Below are 19,079 nucleotides of genomic sequence, written 5' to 3' on the forward strand. Positions count from 1 at the left end.
AGGTGACACGAACGCAGGAGGGGCGTTCGTACGCACCGTACGAACGCCCCTCCGCAGCCCTGGGGCGGCAAGCCGTCAGCCGCGCAGCTCCGCCGCGACCAGCTCCGCGATCTGCACCGCGTTCAGCGCCGCGCCCTTGCGCAGGTTGTCGCCGGAGATGAACATCGCCAGACCGTTGTCGACCGTCTCGTCCTTACGGATGCGGCCCACGTACGAGGCGTCCTGCCCCGCGGCCTGCAGCGGCGTCGGGATGTGCGAGAGGACCACACCGGGCGCGCCGGACAGCAGCTCCTGGGCCCGCTCGACACTCAGCGGACGCTCGAACCGGGCGTTGACCTGGAGGGAGTGCCCGGTGAAGACGGGAACCCGCACGCAGGTGCCGGAGACCTTCAGCTCCGGGATCTCCAGGATCTTGCGGCTCTCGTGGCGGAGCTTCTGCTCCTCGTCGGTCTCGTGCAGCCCGTCGTCCACGATCGAGCCCGCCAACGGCAGCACGTTGAAGGCGATCGGCCGCACATAGGTGGCCGGCTCCGGGAACTGCACGGCCGCACCGTCGTGGGTGAGCCGCGTCGCGTCCTGCTCGACGGCCTTGCGGGCCTGCTCGTCCAGCTCCGCCACCCCGGCCAGCCCGCTGCCGGACACCGCCTGGTAGGTGGTGGCGATCATGGAGGTCAGCCCGGCCTCCTCGTGGAGCGGACGCAGCACCGGCATCGCGGCCATGGTCGTGCAGTTCGGGTTGGCGATGATGCCCATGGGGCGCTCGGCGATCGCATGCGGGTTGACCTCGGAGACCACCAGCGGCACCTGGGGGTCACGGCGCCAGGCGGAGGAGTTGTCGATCACGACCGGGCCCGCGTCGGCGACCTTGGGCGCCAGCGCCTTGGAGGTCGCGCCGCCCGCGGAGAAGAGCACGATGTCCAGGCCGGAGTAGTCGGCGATGGCCGCGTCCTCGACCGTGATCTCGGTGTCCTGCCAGGGGAGCGTACGTCCGGCGGAGCGGGCCGAGGCGAACAGCCGCAGTTGTTCCACGGGGAAGTTCCGCTCGGCGAGGATGCCTCGCATCACGCTGCCGACCTGCCCGGTGGCTCCGACGATTCCGATCCTCATGGCACTCCTTGGTTGGTATGTACAGCACGGGGACGGGGCCCTGGGGGCACCCGCCCCGTACTCTCCACTATCTCAGGCCGTCACGACACGGCCTTTCCCGACGGCTCGGAGCCGGGCCGCCGATCGACCCATAGGCCGTGACCTGCGGCGATGCTCCGCTACCCAGCTTCACCGGTTCGATTCGTCCCTCTTCTCGTCCCTCTTCTCGCCTCTCTTCGGCGCCTCGGTGGTGGCGGGCACGTCCTGTGCGGTGACGGTGAGCGTGTAGGGGTTGTCCAGCAGCGGCGAGGTGCGGCGCGCCTCCACCTCGATCTCCCATACGCCCGGCGCCGGGTTCCGGTACGTCCGCCGGGCCGGATCGCAGGTATTGGCCGGGTTGGGGTAGTTCGGGTAGCAGTTGGGGGTGCCCGTCGGGTCCGCCGGGACCCCCAGCGGGCTGATCGCGATCCAGCGCGTCTGGCTGCCGTCGGCCAGGCCGCTCATCGAGACCTCCAGGGACTTGGCGCCCCGGGGAACGGTGACGAAGTACGACGTGGTGCCGTTGCGCTGCGCCGTGCCGGTCAGGGTGACGGTGTGGCCGGGTGCGGCCATCGGCCGGGCGGCCACCACCGTCGCCAGGATCTTGCGGTCCACGCCCTCGGTCCGCGGGTCGTCCACGTCCAGGATCACGCTGTGCACCCCGGCCGTACGGGCCCGCGCGGTGAGCTGCACCGTCACCGGCCGGTTCAGCGGCAGCCACACCGCGCCGTCCTCGTCGGGCAGGTCGAAGGTGCCGTCGTCGTTGCTCAGGTCCAGCTCGTGACGGACGGGGCGGTCCGGACCGCTGGTACGGGTGATCGTCACGTCGTACGTACGGGACTGGCGCACCTTCAGGCCGCCCTCGCGGTCATAGACGCCGGTGCCGAAGCCCGGTGTCTTCAGCCGGTCGGCCAGCACCGTGTTCACCGGGGCCTTGACGGTGTAGTCGTGCGCGGCGGCGGCCCCGCCGTCTTCGAGTGCCTCCCACGCCTCCTCGACGTCGATCAGGCCGGCGCCCTGCTCGTACGCCTGGAAGCCCTTGATCTGCCGGGCGGTCGAGGTCAGCGCGGTCCGCAGCGCGGCGGGCGGCAGGCCGGTCCCCTCCCGGACGGCCGCGGAGAGCAGCAGCGCCGAGGCGCCGGTGGCCTGCGGGGCGGCCATCGAGGTGCCCTGGAGCATGCCGTACCCGGGCGGCAGCGCATAGCCCGCCTCGGCGACGGGAGCGCCGGGCTGCCAGGTGGGGATGGTGTTGACGGACGCGCCCGGGGCGGTCAGCGTCGGGGTGAAGCCGCCGTCCTCCCGCGGCCCGCGCGAGGAGAAGGGGAACATCGCGTACTTCTTCTTCACCGCCGAGCCGTAGTTGGCGGCCCAGGTCTCCTTGCTCACGGACGCGCCGACGCTGATGACCTTGTCGGCCAGCCCCGGGTCACCGATGGTGTTGGCGCCGGGGCCGCTGTTCCCGGCCGAGAGGACGAGCTGGACGCCGTAGGTGTCGATGAGCCGGGTGTAGAGCTCGGCACGCGCGTTGTTGCCGTCGTTGAGCGCGGGCAGCCCGCCGATCGACATGTTGACGATGTCAACCCCGCGCTTGGTGACGAGGTCGATCATGCCCTCGGTCAGCGCGATGTTGGTGCAGCCGCCGGACCAGGTGCAGGCGCGCGAGGAGACCAGCTTGGCGCCGGGCGCCGCGCCGTTCATTCTCCCGCCGAAGAGGCGGTGGGCGGCGGTGATGCCCGCGACATGCGTACCGTGCTCGGACTCGATGACACCGATGTTGACGAAGTCGGCCTTCTTGCCGGTCCAGTCGCCGCCGTAGGGGTCCATCGGGACGTCCTTGCGGATCTCCACGGTGAAGGGGATCCGTTCGGCGACCGGGGTGGCCGGGTCGTCCGTACCGAAGTGACCGACGTCGAAGCGCTCCTTGTACGGCTTCATGGGCGCGTCGTCGGTGAAGTCGCCGTCGTCGTCCAGGTCCACCCGTACGGTCCCGGCGGCCGGGTCGTACAGCACGCCCCACCGGTCCGTGGTGTCCCCGTCGCGGTTCAGGTCGCCCTTCATGTCCCCGCCGGCGGTGGCGGACTCGGCGAAGGTACTGATCCTGTACGAGCCCGCCGGCGCCTTCCAGGTCCAGCCGCCGTAGGTGAACTCCGGGCCCGCGACCGTGGTGGTCATCGCCCGCCAGGTCTGGTCGCGGTCGGATATGGGGTCGGTGGCGGTGACCCAGTCGACGATCTTGCGCTCGCCGGTGGTGGTCTTCTGGAGGGCCGGATGGTCCAGGTCGATGCCCGAGTCCAGGATGCCGATGGTCACGCCCCGGCCGTCCGCACCGGGGTGCTCCTTGACGAAGTCCACCGCGCCGGTCTCGAAGGACGGCTGATAGGGGTTCTTGGCCGGGGTGTCCTTGCCCGGCGCGGGGTAGGTGCCGGTGCGCCCGCCGCCCTTGGGGCCGTCGGCACGGGGGGTCGGGTCGGGCAGCCTGATCTCCTGCCGCAGGTCGATGGCATGCACGGAGGGGAGCCGCTGCATCCGCGCGATGGCCGCGTCGGCCCGGCCGGTGGGCACGCTGACGCGTACGTATCCGAGCTTGTCCTCCACGCGTCCCACGGAGGCGCCCTTAATGCCGTCCAGGGCCGCGGCGGGCTGCTCGGTCTGCCCGGGGGCGGTGGCGATCATCATCGAGACGTACTTGTCGCCGTCGGCCTTGGCCTCGGCGAGCAGCGCGGCATCGGCCGGGCCGAGCTTGTCGCGCAAGGGTCCGGGGCGGTCGGCGGACGGCCCGGCGGTGGTACCAGGGGTGGTACCGGCTGTGGGGCCGGTGGCGGGCGCGGTGCCGTCGGCGGCCACGGCGAGGGAGGGCCCGGCCGCGGTCGCGGCCACCACGGCCACGGCGATCGCGGTACGGGCCAGGCGTCTGGCGCGTGCGGCAGGCGGGGGAGCGGAGGTCATGGGCATCCCTCTTCGAAGAGTTGAAGGGTCCAAGGGGTCCGGATACCGGAGCCGTATGACCGCTCAATATGACGGAAGGAAAGGATGTTCGGGGAGACTTCGTGAATTTTCCGTGGGGACGGCTCCGTGTGCGGCGCAAACCCATCGGGATTTCTCACGATTCCGCCGGGGTCTCTCGTGCACGGTACGGCTGCGGTACGGCAGCGGAGCGGCAGGTGAACGGCCGCCGTCCACCAGGAAGTTGTCCGCGCGACCGGGGACCGTGTCCGGGAAGCCGACGTGCACCGTTCGCCGCCGCGTCACGCGGGCTTCCACCACTCGCCGTCCGCGGGCCGTCGGCCGCCGTGATCCCTGTGCGGTGATCGGCGGCCGGCGTTGCGGTGGCGTTCACGTACGGGTCACTCCTCGTGCCAACGCTCCCTGAAGAGCGGGCAGTCGTGCTGCCCGGTCGCTCATCGCGTCCGCACCCGGGGAGATCGCGTATGTCCCGCAGTTCCCGCAACCGGTCCGCCTCCTCCACAGCCGCAGGGGATTCCGCCTCCGCCGCCTCCTGCGCCCCCGCCGCCGCCTCCTGCGCCCCCGCCTCCCCCTCCGCCGATCCCGCCTCACCCTCCGCCGGTTCCGTGCCGGCACGTCGTACGCTCCTGCTCGCCGTCGGCGCCCTCGGCGCGGTCGGTGCGGCCACCGGAGCCGGGCTGAGCCTGCGGCCCGGCGGCTCCCCGACCGCCTCGGACATCTCGGCCGCACCCCGCCGGCCCGTCGCCCCGGCCGCAACCGCCCGCCCCACAGCGCCCTTCACCCACGGCACGACCCTCGCCTCGGTCGCCACGCCGCGCGGCGCGGGCGGCTACCGGCGCCTTGCCGACGGGCCCGGCTGGCCCAGGGTCCTGCGGCCCGAACTCGCCGCGCCCCGGCGCGGACGGGCCGGCCGCCGTACCGTCCTCGCCGCGTTCGTACAGTTCACCGATCTGCACCTGGCCGATGTGCAGAACCCGCTGCGGTGCGAGTACCTGCGTGCTTGCACCCCGTCCGCCTGGCGCCCCCAGGAGGCGCTCTCCGTCGCCGGGGCCGTCTCGCTCGTCGAGCGCGTCAACGCCCTGCCCGGTGGCCCCGCCACCGGCGCCCCGCTGTCCTTGGTGATGACCACCGGCGACAACACGGACAACAACTCCCGTATCGAGCTGGAGTGGTTCCTGACCGTGATGAGCGGCGGGCGGATCCTCCCCAACACCGGCGACCCGGGGCGCTACGAAGGCGTACAGGACAGCGGTCTGGCCCTCTACTGGCAGCCGGACAGCCCGCTGCGCGACGCCGACAAGAAGCTCGGCTTCCCGCACCTCGACGGCTTCCTCGACGCCGCGATCCGTACGGTCCACAGCCCCGGACTGCGCGTGCCCTGGTACTCCACGGCCGGCAACCACGACACGCTCCCCGGCGGCTGCCGCACCACCGGCGACTCCTTCCTCGCCGCCATCGCCACCGGCGCCCGGAAACTCCAGACGCTGCCCGCCACCGAGGCCACGCGTGCCTGGAAGGCCGTACGCGACGGACTGGACCCCAAGGGGGACGATTTCCGGCGGTTGTTGAGGGCGCACGAGCGCTCGGCGCGGCCGGTGACACCCGACGAGCGCCGGGCGCCCTTCACCCGCGCCGAGTACCTCCGCGCGCACCTCGATCCCGCATACACCGGACCGGGTCCGCACGGCCACGGCTACACCCCGGCCGACCTGGCAGAAAACAGGCTCCACTACACCTTCCGGATCGCCCCCGGGGTGCTGGGAATCAGCCTGGACACCACCGATCCCGCGGGGCACTACACCGGATCCGTCGGCACGTCCCAACTGAACTGGTTGGAACGGCAGCTCACGGACCACCGCGCGACACGCGTGCTGGTGTTCAGTCACCACACCAGTACGACGATGGACAACACCCGGCCCGACCCGCAGCGCCCCGGGGAGCGGCGGCACGGCGGCCGGGAGCTGGTCGGCGTACTGTCCCGGCACCGCAACGTGGTGGCCTGGATCAACGGGCACAGCCACCGGAACCAGATCACCGCGCACGGTGGGTTCTGGGAGGTCACCACCGCCTCGCACGTCGACTTCCCGCAGCTCGCGCGCGTCATCGAGGTCACGGACAACCACGACGGGACGCTGTCGGTGTTCACCACCCTCGTGGAGGCCGGCGCCCCCTCCCGCACCGACTTCGGCGACCTCTCCCAGACCGGTCTGGCCGCCCTCTACCGCGAGCTGTCGGCCAACGCGCCGGGCGCCTGCGGCGATCTGGCGGGAGCCGCCCGGGACCGCAACACCGAACTGCTGTGGAAATGTGGCCGGTAAGAGGACTGGCGCCCGTTAATGCGGTGACGCCGAGGGGTGACGGAGGAACTCATTCGCCTGACTGTGTTCGTCGTCGGTACAGACGGACACGAGGGGTTCCTATGACGTTGCGTACGTTACGGACCGGACTGGCGGGTGCGACCGCGATCGTGGTGTTCGGCGGCGCCGTCCTCGCCGCACCCCCGGCAGTCGCCACCGAAAAGGCCGATGCCGCCGAAAAGGCACTCGCCACCGGCACAGCACACGCCGCCGGAAAGGCGGTTATCCCCGGAAAGGCACACGCCACCGGAATTGCGCCCACCGCCGGAAAGGCGCTCGCCGCCGGAAGGGCACTCGCCGCGGGGAAGGACCACGCGAAGACCGGGGCCGCGATGGCCGCCGCCGTACGGGCCGGCGTCCCCGGCGTACTGGCGGGCACGCTGGACAGCCACGGCATCTGGAGGGCCACCGCGGGCGTCGGTGACTTGAGGACCCACAAGCCGCGCGGCACGGGTGACTCGTTCCGCATCGGCAGCGTCACCAAGTCCTTCACCTCCACCGTCCTGCTGCAACTGGAGGCGGAGGGCAGACTGAGTCTGGAGGACACCGTCGACCACTGGCTGCCCGGCCAGGTGCGCGGCCACGGCCACGACGGCCGCAAGATCACACTGCGCCAACTGCTCAACCAGACCAGCGGGATAGCCGACTTCGTGCAGTCCGCGGAGTTCACCAGGAAGTACATCGGCGCCGGCTTCCTCAAGCACCGGTACGACTCCTGGACCCCGCGGCAGGTCCTGCGGCTGGCGATGGGGCAGCGGCCGGTCTTCGCGCCCGGCACGTCCTGGGGCTACTCCAACACCAACTACATCCTGGCCGGCATGGTCATCAAGAAGGTCACCGGTCACTCCTACACCACCGAGGTCCAGCGGCGCATCCTCAGGCCCCTGGGGCTGACCTCCACCAAGCTCCCCGGGGACTCCCCCCGCATGACCGGCCGGCACGGGCACGCGTACTCCAAGCTCCTCCTGAAGGACCCGGCCGCGAAGGTCTACGACACCACCGAACTCAACCCCTCGTGGGGCTCGTCGGCCGGTGAGATGATCTCCACTACGAGGGACCTGAACCGCTTCTACCGGGCGGTCCTCGGCGGGAGGCTGCTGCCGCGACCGCAGCTCAAGGAGATGCTGACCACCGTCCCCACCAGCAAGGAAACGCCCCGTCTGCGCTACGGCCTGGGCCTCCAGCACCGTACGCTCTCCTGCGGCACCCAGGTCTACGGACACGGCGGCGGCATCCACGGCTCCGAGACCATGGCCGCCGTCACCCGCGACGGCCGGCACGCCGCTTCCTTCAACCTCAACAGCGACTGGGTGGGTGACCTCGAAGCCCTCCTGGAAGCGGAATTCTGCGGCAAGTGAGGCGCGTCCGGGGCACATCTGAGGAGCGTCCGAGGGGTGCCTGAGCCGCGTGCGAGGCGCGTTGGAGGAGCGCCGATGCACGCTGAGGCGCGCCGAGGACCTGGACCGGACTTTCAGGTACGGTGCCGGGCCGCGGGTCTACAGGGCCGCGGCCCGGCACCGCGGCCGTTCGGGGGAGCCCGGTTCCCGGCCTCCGGCCCCGGCCCTGTAGGCGGGCCCCTTGGCCGCCGCCCGGCTATCTCGGCAGCACCACGACATACGCCTCCGGCTCCCGGCAGGCCGCCGCCATCAGCGCCGTACGGATCAACGTTGCCTGCTGCGCCGGTGCCTCGCGCAACTGGCGCGGGGTGACCCGTAGCACCGTGATTCCCAGCCGCTCCAGGTGCTGGCGCTTGCGCGCGTACTGCGTTCCCGGCGCCTCCTCTTCCTGGCGTGGTGCCCGCGCGTCGACCTCCAGCGCCAGCGCCAGCGCCTGCGCCGGCCAGTACGCGTCCACCCCGCCCAGCCGCGGGCCGCCGGGCAGCCGCAGCTCCACGTTCCACAGCGGGTCCGGCAGCAGGTGATCACGCACCAGCGCGTACAGCCGGCCCTCCGCCAGGGCCCGGCCCTCGGCCAGCAGGGCGTCCACCGCGTCCACCACGTGCGGCCGGCTCAGCAACCGCGCGTCGGACAGCTCCCGTACCAGCGCCGTCGCCTCACAGTGCCCGTCCCGTACGGCCTCGATCAGCAGCCGGCGCACCGTTGTCGCGTCGCTGAGCTGCCTGACGGCGTCGGCCAGCGCCCGGGACGCCGAGGCGACCGGCACGCCGGTGATCCACTGGGCCCGCGGCAGCGCACGGACGCGCAGCACGCGGGCGAAGCCGGTGGAGCGCAGCCGCCGGGTGCGCTCCACCAGGACGTCGATCCGGTCCAGGGAGAGCAGCGGGGGAGCGGTGGCGAAGCGGTGCACGGCCAGCGCCGCGAGCCCGGTGATCACCGCCTCCTCCGGGCCGGGTACGCCGCCCGGCCCGGGCGCCGCCGGGACCGCCGGGGCCGGAGCGACCGCCGGGACCGCCGGGACCGAGGGGGCGGGGCGGCCCGCGGCGTACAGCAGCACGGCGTGCAGCCGCTCCTCACCGGTGGGCGGACCGGGGTGCAGCAGGTGCACGCCCGGCAGGATCTGCTGCCAGGGGCCGCCGGGGCGGCACCGCTCGGCGAGGTCCGCCGCCGAGACGCCGTGCTCACGCATCTGGCCCGCCGTCAGGACACGGCGCTGTACGTCGGAGAGGTGACGCAGCGGGCGGGGGGAGAGCGGGGTGGGGGACCCCCCGCCGGAGGTTGGGGAAGTGTGGTTCATGCCCCGGCCATTCCCGCCCTCATCCCGCCTCCTAACCGCTGTTACACGCTCGTCGACAAGTGCGGACAACCGCGTACTCAAGTACGGGCGTTCGACCGCCGAAAGAGGCTGGTGGGGAGGCCGGTTACGGCTTCTCCCCGGCCGCCGCGTCACAAGCCTGTGCACGCAGCGCCCGCGCCAGGTCGTCCCGCTCCTCGGAGACCAGCCGCCGCAGCGCCGGCGCCGCCTGCGGATGCTCCCGCAGCCAGGTGTCGGCCGCCTCCAGCGTCGCCCGGTCGCCCTGGAGCATCGGGAACAGCCCCTTGACCACGGCCATCCCGATCTCGATCGACCGCTCCCGCCACACCCGCTCCACCGCCTCGAAGTACCGCGGCGCGTACGGGGCCAGCAGCTCCCGCTGCCCCGACTGGTTCAGGCCCGAGATCGTCGCCTCCACCAGGGCGTTGGACAGCGCGTCGGACTCCACGACGTCCTGCCAGGCACGGGCCTTGACCACCGGCGAGGGACGGGCCGCCAGACAGCGCACGTGGTGCCGCTTGCCGGAGGCGGTGTCATCGCGCGCCAGCTCCGCGTCCAGGGCCGCCTCGTCGACGACGTCATGGGCGGCCAGCGGCTCCAGGAACGTCCAGCGCAGCTCCTGGTCCACCTCCAGGCCGTCGATCCGCGCCGTACCCTCCAGCAGCCCCTGAAGGAGCTGGAAGTCGGCGGCCGTCGAGGCCACCGAGGCGAAGAAACGCGCCCACGACAACTGGTGGCCGCTGCCCGGCTCGGCCAGCCGCAGCTCGTGCAGCGCGCCCTGCGCCAGCTCGCGCGCCCCCAGCTCGCGCCACCCGGGCTCCGTGTAATGCGTCAGCGCCGTACGGGCCTGGGCGTGCAGCGACTGGAGCACCCCGACGTCCGACTCCCGCCCGGCGAATCGCAGCACCAGGCCCAGGTAGTCCCGGGCGGGCATCAGGCCGTCGCGGGTCAGGCCCCACACCGCGGACCAGCACAGCGCGCGGGCCAGCGGGTCGGCGACGTCACCGAGCCGGGCACGCAGCGTCTCCAGCGAGCTCGCGTCGAACCGGATCTTGCAGTACGTCAGGTCGTCGTCGTTGACCAGCACCAGCTCGGGCCGCTCCGCCCCGGCCAGCTCGTCCACGACCGTACGGACCCCGGAGACGTCCACCTCGGCGCGCGCGTACCGCACCAGCGCGCCGTCCGCGTCCTGCCGCCGGTACAGCCCCACCGCCACCCGGTGCGGGCGCAGCTCGGGACGGGCCGGCGCCGCCTCCTGGAGCAGGCTCAGCTCCGTGATCCGGTCCTGCGCGTCATAGGTGACCTGCGGTGTCAGGGAGTTGACGCCAGCCGTCTCCAGCCAGGCGCGCGACCAGGCGGACAGGTCCCGGCCCGAGGTCTCCTCCAGTACCGACAGCAGGTCGGACAGCTCGGTGTTCCCGTACGCGTGCCGCTTGAAGTAACGCCGCGCCCCCTCCAGGAACGCCTCCCGCCCCACGTACGCCACCAACTGCTTGAGCACCGAGGCACCCTTGGCGTAGGTGATGCCGTCGAAGTTGAGCTTGGCGTCCTCCAGGTCACGGATGTCGGCCGTGATCGGGTGGGTCGAGGGAAGCTGGTCGGCACGGTACGCCCACGCCTTGCGCCCGTTGGCGAAGGTGATCCACCCATTGGTGAAACGGGTCGCCTCCACCAGCGACAGCGCGCCCATGAAGTCCGCGAAGGACTCCTTGAGCCACAGGTCGTCCCACCAGCGCATGGTGACCAGGTCACCGAACCACATGTGCGCCATTTCGTGCAGGATGACGTTGGCCCGGCGCTCGTAGGACGCGCTGGTCACCTTGCCGCGGAAGACGAACTCCTCCCGGAACGTCACACACCCCGGGTTCTCCATCGCCCCGATGTTGTACTCCGGCACGAACGCCTGGTCGTACTTCCCGAAGGGGTACGGGTAGTCGAAGTGGTCGTGGAAGAAGTCCAGCCCCTGCTTGGTGACGGTGAAGATGTCATCCGGGTCGAAGTGCTTGGCCAGCCCCTTGCGGCACAGCGCGCCGAGCGGGATCTCCAGCGTGGTGCCGTCCGGCAGGGTCCGGCGGTAGGTGTCGGTGACCATGTGGTACGGGCCGGCCACGACCGCGGTGATGTAGGTGGGGATGGGGCGGGTCGGGGCGAAGCGGTGGGTTCCGGCTTCGGTTTCTTCGGGTTCCGCGGTTCCTTCGGTGCCCGCGGTTTCCGTGGTTTCCGTGGTTTCCGCGGTTCCTTCGGTTCCCGTGGTTTCCGCGGTTTTTGCCGCACGCTTGCTGTTGCTGAGTACGACCCAGCCTTCGGGGGCGGTCACCGAGAAGGTGAAGGGGGCCTTGAGGTCGGGCTGCTCGAAGTTGGCGAACACCCGGCGGGCGTCGGCCGGTTCGTACTGCGTGTAGAGGTAGACCTCGCCGTCCTCGGGGTCGACGAAGCGGTGCATTCCCTCACCCGTACGGCTGTAGGCGCACTGCGCGTCGACGGTCAGGACGTTCTCGGCGTCCGGGCCCTCCAGTCCCTCCAGCGCGATCCGCGTCCCGTCGAAGACCTCGGCGGGATCCAGGTCGCGGCCGTTGAGGGAGACGGCGGTGACCGCGGGCGCGACGAGGTCCGCGAAGGTGGCGGCCCCCGGCTCGGCACAGCGGAAGCGGATGGTGGTGCGCGAGCGGAAGGTACGGGCCGCCTCGCCCTGCGCGACGGCGGACCGCAGGTCCAGCGCCACGTCGTACCCCTCGACGCTCAGCAGCCGGGCCCGTTCGCGCGCCTCTTCTCGGGACAGATTCTCACCGGGCACGACGTGACTCCCTCGTCCTCGTCTCGTATTTCGAACACTGGGAATCATGGCACGGTGTGGCTTCGTTGAAGCGTCGACCGAGCGATAGGAGACGCCCGTGCCCACCACCGACAAGACCCCGGCCGACTTCTGGTTCGACCCTCTGTGCCCCTGGGCCTGGATGACCTCCCGCTGGATGCTGGAGGTGGAACGCGTACGACCCGTCGAGGTGCGCTGGCACGTCATGAGCCTGGCCGTCCTGAACGAGCCGCGGCTCGCGGAGCTGCCGCAGGACTACCGCGAGACGATGGCCGGGCCGGCCTGGGGGCCGGCCCGCATCTGCATCGCCGCCGAGCAGCGGCACGGCGCGGAGGTTCTGGGGCGGCTGTATACGGCGCTGGGTACCCGTCTGCACAACCAGGGGCTGCCGTGGGAGCGGGCGACGTTCGTTGCGGCGCTGGAGGAGGCCGGCCTGCCCGCCGAGCTCGCCGACGCGGCGGACTCCGACGCGCATGACGAGGCGCTGCGCGTCTCGCACAAGGCGGGGATCGACCTGGTCGGCCAGGACGTCGGCACCCCGGTCATCGCCGTCCCCGGGTCCGACGGCTCGCCGATCGCCTTCTTCGGGCCGGTCGTCACCCCGGCCCCCAAGGGCGAGGAGGCCGCCCGGCTGTGGGACGGCACGCTGATGGTCGCCTCGATCCCCGGCTTCTACGAAATCAAGCGGACGCGGACGCAGGGGCCGATCTTCGACTGACCCGTTTCCGTCCGTGACGGCGCGGCGGTTTCGCCTGCGGCGGTGGCTGCGCTTGTGGGCGGCGGCTCGCCGGTGGTGGGTTGTTGTGTGTGGCGCGATGCCTGCGGCGCTGTGTTGTTTGTTTCCCTGCGGGTTGTTTGGTCTTGGGCCCGGTGCGGTTGGTGGGTGGGGTGGGGCGCGGTCGCACCGGGGCCTCTCCTCGGGCCGTGTGCGTGTCGGGTACGCCGTGAAAGGAAGCCTGCGTCTTGCACACGGCCCTGCGGGGAGTCCCCGATACGCCCACGCCCGGCCGTCCCCGAGCCGCCGGCCGTGACCACTAGCGGTTCCAAACCCGGTACGACATCCCCGTACGCCCGCCCTGTGCTGTTCCCACCAGGAGCCGCCTTCCGGGTACCGACCCGCACGGCGGGTCACCTACTAACCCTCCTCCCAGGGGTGGGCGCGCTACGGACGGGAGGGGTCGGGCCGGAGGGGGTGTGTGTCAAAGCGTAAAGCGAAGCAGCTTTGACACACACCCCCGCAGGTCCGACCCCGCCACCACCCACTCAGCAAGCGCAAAGCGCCCACCCCACCAAACCCTCCCGCCGAAGGCGGAAACGCACGGACGGAGCCCCACGAGTCACGTCCTCGTGGGGCTCCGTCTTTCTTCCGGCCTGCCCAAGTGAAGGTTGAGAAGACGATCACGAGGCAGGACGTTCACCACACCGCCACGGGGGCCACCCCGTAACGGACACACGGCGCCGTAGGCGCCTTCGGCGCCTACGGCGCCTACGGCGCCAGCAGGAGGTTGTTCGCGCGGGACTTCGCGGACGCGTACCGCTTGGAGACGTCCTGCCAGTTGACGACGCGCCACATGGCCTCGATGAAGTCGACCTTCTGGTTCTTGTACTGGAGGTAGAACGCGTGCTCCCAGGCGTCGAAGACCAGGATCGGGACCGAGCCCTGGCCGACGTTGCCCTGGTGGTCGTAGATCTGTTCGACGATGAGGCGGCCGGTGACCGGCTCGTAGGCCAGGACGCCCCAGCCGGAGCCCTGGGTCGTGGCGGCGGCCTTCGTGAGCTGGGCCTTGAACTTCGCGAAGGAGCCGAAGCTCTCGGCGATCGCGTCGGCCAGTTCGCCCACGCCGTCCTTCTCCAGCGGTTCGCCGCCGCCGTCGCCGGTCATGTTGTGCCAGTAGATGCTGTGGAGGATGTGGCCGGAGAGGTGGAACGCGAGGTTCTTCTCCAGGCCGTTGATGGCCCCCCACTGGTCCTTGTCGCGTGCCTCTTCGAGCTGTTCGAGGGTGTCGTTCGCGCCCTTGACGTACGCCGCGTGGTGCTTGTCGTGGTGCAGCTCGATGATCTCGGGGCTGATGACCGGTTCCAGCGCCGCGTAGTCGTACGGAAGTTCAGGAAGTGTGTAGATGGCCATGCCGAGCCCTCCAACTGCTTACGACTGCTTGTTGCAATTCTCTTGCAAAAGCACGCTACCAGCAAGATCAGGCTGTGGGAGCGGCCTGGGCCAAAAGACGGAGGCGGTGTGGGGCCTCGGTCCGAGGTCCCACACCGCCTCCGGTGTGCGGGGTGGTTCAGCCGCGTCGTGACTTCTGGCGCCACAGGCCGATGGCGGCGAGCACCACCGCGAAGCCGCCGGTGAACAGGAGCTGTACGCGCTGGTCCCCGTCGCGGAGCATCAGCAGGAGTACGGCGGCGACGCCGGCCAGGGCCACCCAGGTCAGGAAGGGGAACGCCCACATCTTCACCACGAGCTTCTCGGGGGCCTCGCGTTCGAGCCGGCGGCGCATCCGCAGTTGGGCGACGGCGATGAAGCCCCAGACGACCAGGACGGCTGCGCCGACCATGTTGAGCAGCCACTGGAAGACGGTGGTGGGCCACCAGTAGCTGAACAGGACGGCGAGGAAGCCGAAGGCCGAGCAGAGGATCACCGCGCGGCGCGGTACGCCGCCGCCGACCTTGGCGAGGAAGGCCGGGCCCTGGCCGCGGGCGGTGAGGGAGTAGGCCATGCGGGAGGAGCCGTAGATGTTGGCGTTCATCGCGGACAGCAGGGCGATGAGGATGACGACCTTCATGATCTGGCCGGCTGCCGGGATGTTCAGGTGGTTCAGGACGGCGATGTAGGGGCCGTCCTTGGCGACGGCGGGGTCGTTCCAGGGGATGACGGTGACGATGACCGCCATCGAGCCGACGTAGAAAAGGGCGATGCGCCACATGGCGGTCCGTACGGCGCGGGCCACGCTGCGGACCGGGTCCTTGGACTCGGCGGCGGCGATGGTCACGGTCTCCAGTCCGCCGTAGGCGAAGACGGACGCCAGCAGACCGACCATCAGGCCGTCGAAGCCCTTGGGGAGGAGACCGCCCTCGCTGGTGAGGTTGCTGGTGCCCGGTGCGGAGGTGCCGGGCAGGACGCCGAGGATCGCCAGGGCGCCCAGGACCAGGAAGATGCCGATCGCGGCGATCTTCAGGGCCGCGAACCAGAACTCGAACTCGCCGAAGTTGCTGACCGCCGCGAGGTTGGTCCCGCAGAAGACGGCCATGAACAGCAGGACCCACATCCAGGGCTGGGTGCCCGGGAACCAACTGGCCGCGATGTCCGCGGCGCCGAGCGCCTCCGCGGCCACCGCCACGCAGAGCAGGGCGGTGAACATCCAGCCCGCCGTGAAGCCGGCCCAGGGGCCGATGGAGCGTTCGGCGTGGACGGAGAAGGAGCCGGAGGCGGGGTTGGCCGCGGCCATCTCGCCCAGCATGCGCATCACCAGCATGACCAGGGCACCGGACAGTGCGTAGGCGGCCACGATGGAGGGGCCGGCCGCCGCGATGCCCTTGCCGGAGCTGACGAACAGGCCCGCACCGATCACTCCGCCCAGGGCGATCATGGAGAGATGGCGCTGCTTGAGGCCGTTGGACAGTGAGGGCCCGCCGCCGTGGCCGGCGCCCGGGACCGCGTCGGTCTGCTCGCGCTCGGGCGCGGCGGACGAAGGTGTCCGGTTCATGGTCGTACCTGTCCCAGTATGTGAGAGCGGAGCAAACGGGGCGTGAAAACGCGCTCAGTTTGAGTGCCGGTGTCCGCTCAGGGCAACAGTCGTGCAGCAGTTGTTCGGTATTCAGACGAGATCGTCACCGTGCGTGGTCGTACAGTCGTCAGAAATGACGTGAGGTGAAAGGGGAGGGGGCGATTCTCAGTCGGTGGGGAGCCTCTTGCGGGCGCGCAGCTCGCGTACGGCCGCGATGAGCAGGACCGCGCCGGTGGTGCCGGCCGACCACAGCAACTGCGGACGGGATCCCTCGTCGGTGACCATCAGGACCAGGACGGTGACCATGGCGGCCAGCACCACCCAGGTCAGCCAGGGGAAGCCCCACATGCGCAGGGTCAGCTTCTCCGGCGCCGTACGTTCGATGTGCCGGCGCAGCCGGAGCTGGGAGACGGCGATCAGGCCCCAGACGAACAGCAGCACCGCGCCGACCGCGTTGAGCATGTAGAGGAAGACCGAGTCCGGCCACTTCAGATTGAGCAGGACCGATACGAAACCGAAGGCGACCGAGGCGAATACGGCTTTGACCGGCACTCCGCCGCGCGACACCTTCAGCAGTGCACGCGGCGCCTCGCCCCTCTCGGCCAGCGAGAACACCATCCGGGAGGAACCGTAGAGGTTGGCGTTCAGTGCCGAGAGCAGGGCCACGAAGACCACGACGTTCATGATCTGGCCCGCGCCGGACACGCCGATGCGCTCCAGCACGGCCACGTACGGACTCTTGCCCGGCTGCATCGACCACCACGGCAGCAGCGTGACGATGACCAGCATCGAACCGACGTAGAAGAAGAGGATGCGCCACACCGCGTTGCGTACCGCTCGTGCAACGTTGCGCGCCGGGTCGGCGGACTCGGCGGCGGCGATCGTGACGACCTCCAGTCCGCCGAACGCGAAGACCACCGCCAGGACACCGGAGACCACACCCTCCCAGCCGTTGGGCAGGAAGCCCCCCTGGTCGGCGAGGTTGGACAGCCCGACCGGCTCGGTATCGGGAAGGACACCGAAGATGGCCAGCAGACTCAGGACGAGGAAGAGGACGATCGCGGCGACCTTCAGCGTCGCGAACCAGAACTCGAACTCGCCGAAGTTCTTCACGGCCGTCAGGTTGGCGGCGGTGAAGACCACCATGAAGATCAGCACCCAGCCCCACTGGGGGACCGACGGCAGCCAGCCATGGGCGATCCGCGCCGCACCGGTCGCCTCCACCGCCAGCACCACCACCAGCATGAACCAGTACAGCCAGCCCACGCTGAAGCCGGCCCAGCGGCCCAGCGCCCGCTCGGCGTGCACGGAGAACGCACCGGAGGCAGGCATCGCCGAGGACATCTCGCCGAGCATCCGCATGATCATCATGGCCAGCGCGCCCGCGATCAGATACGACACCACGATGCCCGGCCCGGCCACGGAGATACCCGCGCCGGAGCCCACGAACAGGCCCGCGCCGATCACCCCGCCCAGGCCCAGCATGGTCAGATGGCGCTGCTTGAGCCCCGCGGACAGAGGTTCGCGCTCGCCGGAGCCGGGGCCGGCGCCGTCCTCGGAGGAAGTCCTCCCGGCGGCCGTCGGTGCGTCATGCATGGGCTCGTACTCTCGCAAGGGGTGAGTGAGGGAACCCCACAGGTCCCCGCGTCGTGCCCTCAGTTTCCCCGTAAGCCGCGCGCTACCACAAAACGAATTCCCGCCCGAGGCGTCTGCCGTGACAAGCATCACGTGACCTGTGCGCAAGCGCGGATTCCCGGCCCCGCACGGCCCGGCTGCGGTTGTTCGGAACTCTCCAAGACGGCCGTTATGCCTTTGTCGCCGACACACGATGATCGCCGCGCCCGCTCTGCACTAACGTCGACGCGTCCCTGTCATTCACCGCCCTTCACACCTTGCGGAGTCCCGATGAGCAACGCCGCCGCAACCACCAGCCCCGGTGCGGTCCTCGCCGACCTGCTGCCCGCCGCCTCGGCCACCCGCGCCCGCGTCCGCGACGCCGCGCTGGTCGCCGGTGGCGCCGCGCTCACCGGCATCGCCGCCCAGATAGCCGTCCCCGTCCCCGGCTCCCCGGTCCCGGTCACCGGCCAGACCTTCGCCGCCCTGCTGGTCGGCGCTTCGCTCGGGGCCGGCCGCGGCTTCCTCTCCCTCGCGCTGTACGCCCTGGCCGGCATGGCGGGCCTGCCCTGGTTCGCCGGCGGCGCGTCCGGTGCCGGCGGCGCCACCTTCGGCTACGTCCTGGGCATGCTGCTCGCCGCGACCGCGGTGGGCGCGCTGGCCCGGCGCGGCGGTGACCGCGGCGCGCTGCGCACGGCCGGCACGATGGCCGTGGGCACCGTGATCATCTACGCGATCGGCGTGCCCTGCCTCGCCCTGAGCACGGGCATGTCCTTCGGCCAGGCGGTCGCGGCCGGGCTCGTCCCCTTCCTGATCGGTGACGTCCTCAAGGCCGCGCTGGCGATGGGCGCGCTGCCCACCGCCTGGAAGCTGGCCGGCCGCCGCGGCTGACCCCCCTTCCAGCAGACCGGGCTCCGTACCACCAAGCGGTGGGGCGGAGCCCGGTGCCGTACGGCAGGACGGGCCTCATCGGCGGCCCGCCCTGCGGCCCGCCAGCCACAACCCGGCGCCGCCCACGGTCAGCAGACCCGCGGCGAGCCCGGTCAGCGCGGCCAGCGGCGGCGCGCCCGTGCGGGGCAGCTTGTGGACCGGCGGCTTCTTGTGGGAGGGCGCCGAGGGGGCAGGCGTGGTCTGCGGCCCGCCGGCCGGCACGTTCGGCGTCCCCAGAGACAGCGGGGTGTCCGGGGCGTCCGCGATCGGCTGGGAAGTCCCGAAGTCGACCGGCCCCTGCTGCCACAGCAGCGTCTTGGAATGGCCCAGGGTCACCGGCAGACAGATCTGCCCCTGCCGCTTCAGATCGAATTGTGCGGTGACTTTGTACGCACGGCTCTTTCCGATCGCCAGCCCGCCGACGGAGCACGAGAAGCCGCTGTTGGAATCCTTGGGAAGCTGGTCGGTGGGAATCCGCACACAGCCCTCGACGTTCTTGACCGTCAGCCCTTTGTAGCCGACGACGGAAAGGCGCAGGTCTTCGGCGGCGACGGTTCCTTTGTTGGAGACGGTGGCGGTCAGCGAGGTGGCGCCGGAGGCGGTGGCCACGGAGATCTTCGCCGGCAGCCCGGTGGTGACCCGGTAGCCGGCCGGGACGTCCGGCCCCGCCTTGCCGCCCTGGCTGCTGCCCGGCGTGGGATCGGCGGCGAAGGCCGCGGAACCGAACGGAAGCAGCAGTGCCGCCGTCGCGGCGGCGACCGCCGCCGCCCGCGGTCCCTGTCGGATGGTGTGCATTCCTGAACCCCCCTATCTGCATCCTCTTCCGAGGTATTTGAT

11 protein-coding genes and 1 pseudogene are annotated in these 19,079 nt (G+C 71.0%); 4 read left to right on the forward strand and 8 right to left on the reverse strand.

Annotated features, from left to right (window positions below):
* Positions 1–75 precede the first annotated feature (75 nt).
* Positions 76–1,107, reverse strand: a complete 1,032-nt coding sequence (locus KGS77_RS23900) for an aspartate-semialdehyde dehydrogenase (RefSeq protein ID WP_242585035.1) — start codon at positions 1,105–1,107, stop codon at positions 76–78.
* A gap of 252 nt (positions 1,108–1,359) precedes the next feature.
* Positions 1,360–4,071, reverse strand: a pseudogene (locus KGS77_RS23905) (S8 family serine peptidase); the annotation flags it as partial.
* Positions 4,072–4,553: 482 nt separating this feature from the next.
* Between KGS77_RS23905 and KGS77_RS23910 the strand changes: the two are divergent.
* Together KGS77_RS23910 and KGS77_RS23915 are read left to right on the forward strand one after the other, a co-directional pair.
* Entirely contained in the window at positions 4,554–6,407 is a 1,854-nt protein-coding gene (locus KGS77_RS23910) for a TIGR03767 family metallophosphoesterase (RefSeq protein WP_242585036.1), read from the forward strand.
* Between the two features lie 101 nt (positions 6,408–6,508).
* On the forward strand, positions 6,509–7,804 hold the full coding sequence (locus KGS77_RS23915; RefSeq protein WP_242585037.1) for a serine hydrolase domain-containing protein: 1,296 nt from the start codon (positions 6,509–6,511) through the stop codon (positions 7,802–7,804).
* A gap of 235 nt (positions 7,805–8,039) precedes the next feature.
* Here KGS77_RS23915 and KGS77_RS23920 read toward each other — a convergent pair whose 3' ends face one another.
* Positions 8,040–9,140: a hypothetical protein gene (locus tag KGS77_RS23920; protein WP_242585038.1), complete on the reverse strand. Its 1,101-nt coding sequence runs from the start codon at positions 9,138–9,140 to the stop codon at positions 8,040–8,042.
* Positions 9,141–9,264: 124 nt separating this feature from the next.
* A complete protein-coding gene (gene pepN / locus KGS77_RS23925; RefSeq protein WP_242585039.1) occupies positions 9,265–11,952 on the reverse strand; it encodes an aminopeptidase N in 2,688 nt (895 codons plus the stop codon).
* A gap of 97 nt (positions 11,953–12,049) precedes the next feature.
* On the opposite strand from pepN, the gene KGS77_RS23930 reads away from it, so the two are divergent.
* Entirely contained in the window at positions 12,050–12,688 is a 639-nt protein-coding gene (locus tag KGS77_RS23930; protein ID WP_242585040.1) for a DsbA family protein, read from the forward strand.
* Positions 12,689–13,456: 768 nt separating this feature from the next.
* On the opposite strand, the gene KGS77_RS23935 is transcribed toward KGS77_RS23930, so the two are convergent.
* The 3 genes from KGS77_RS23935 to KGS77_RS23945 form a co-directional block, all read right to left on the reverse strand.
* The gene (locus KGS77_RS23935; RefSeq protein WP_242585041.1) at positions 13,457–14,098 is read right to left on the reverse strand and encodes a superoxide dismutase; all 642 of its coding nucleotides are present in this window, start codon (positions 14,096–14,098) and stop codon (positions 13,457–13,459) included.
* Between the two features lie 157 nt (positions 14,099–14,255).
* The gene (locus KGS77_RS23940; protein ID WP_242585042.1) at positions 14,256–15,677 is read right to left on the reverse strand and encodes an amino acid permease; all 1,422 of its coding nucleotides are present in this window, start codon (positions 15,675–15,677) and stop codon (positions 14,256–14,258) included.
* Between the two features lie 186 nt (positions 15,678–15,863).
* Positions 15,864–17,294, reverse strand: a complete 1,431-nt coding sequence (locus KGS77_RS23945) for an amino acid permease (protein ID WP_242585043.1) — start codon at positions 17,292–17,294, stop codon at positions 15,864–15,866.
* 309 nt (positions 17,295–17,603) lie between these two features.
* Here KGS77_RS23945 and KGS77_RS23950 point away from each other — a divergent pair, with 309 nt between their 5' ends.
* Positions 17,604–18,203, forward strand: a complete 600-nt coding sequence (locus KGS77_RS23950; RefSeq protein ID WP_242585044.1) for a biotin transporter BioY — start codon at positions 17,604–17,606, stop codon at positions 18,201–18,203.
* Positions 18,204–18,278: 75 nt separating this feature from the next.
* Here KGS77_RS23950 and KGS77_RS23955 read toward each other — a convergent pair whose 3' ends face one another.
* Positions 18,279–19,037 (reverse strand): hypothetical protein, encoded by a 759-nt coding sequence (locus KGS77_RS23955; protein WP_242585045.1) that lies wholly within the window; start codon positions 19,035–19,037, stop codon positions 18,279–18,281.
* Positions 19,038–19,079 lie beyond the last annotated feature (42 nt).

The sequence above is a fragment of the Streptomyces sp. MST-110588 genome, assembly GCF_022695595.1.
GTDB lineage: Bacteria > Actinomycetota > Actinomycetes > Streptomycetales > Streptomycetaceae > Streptomyces.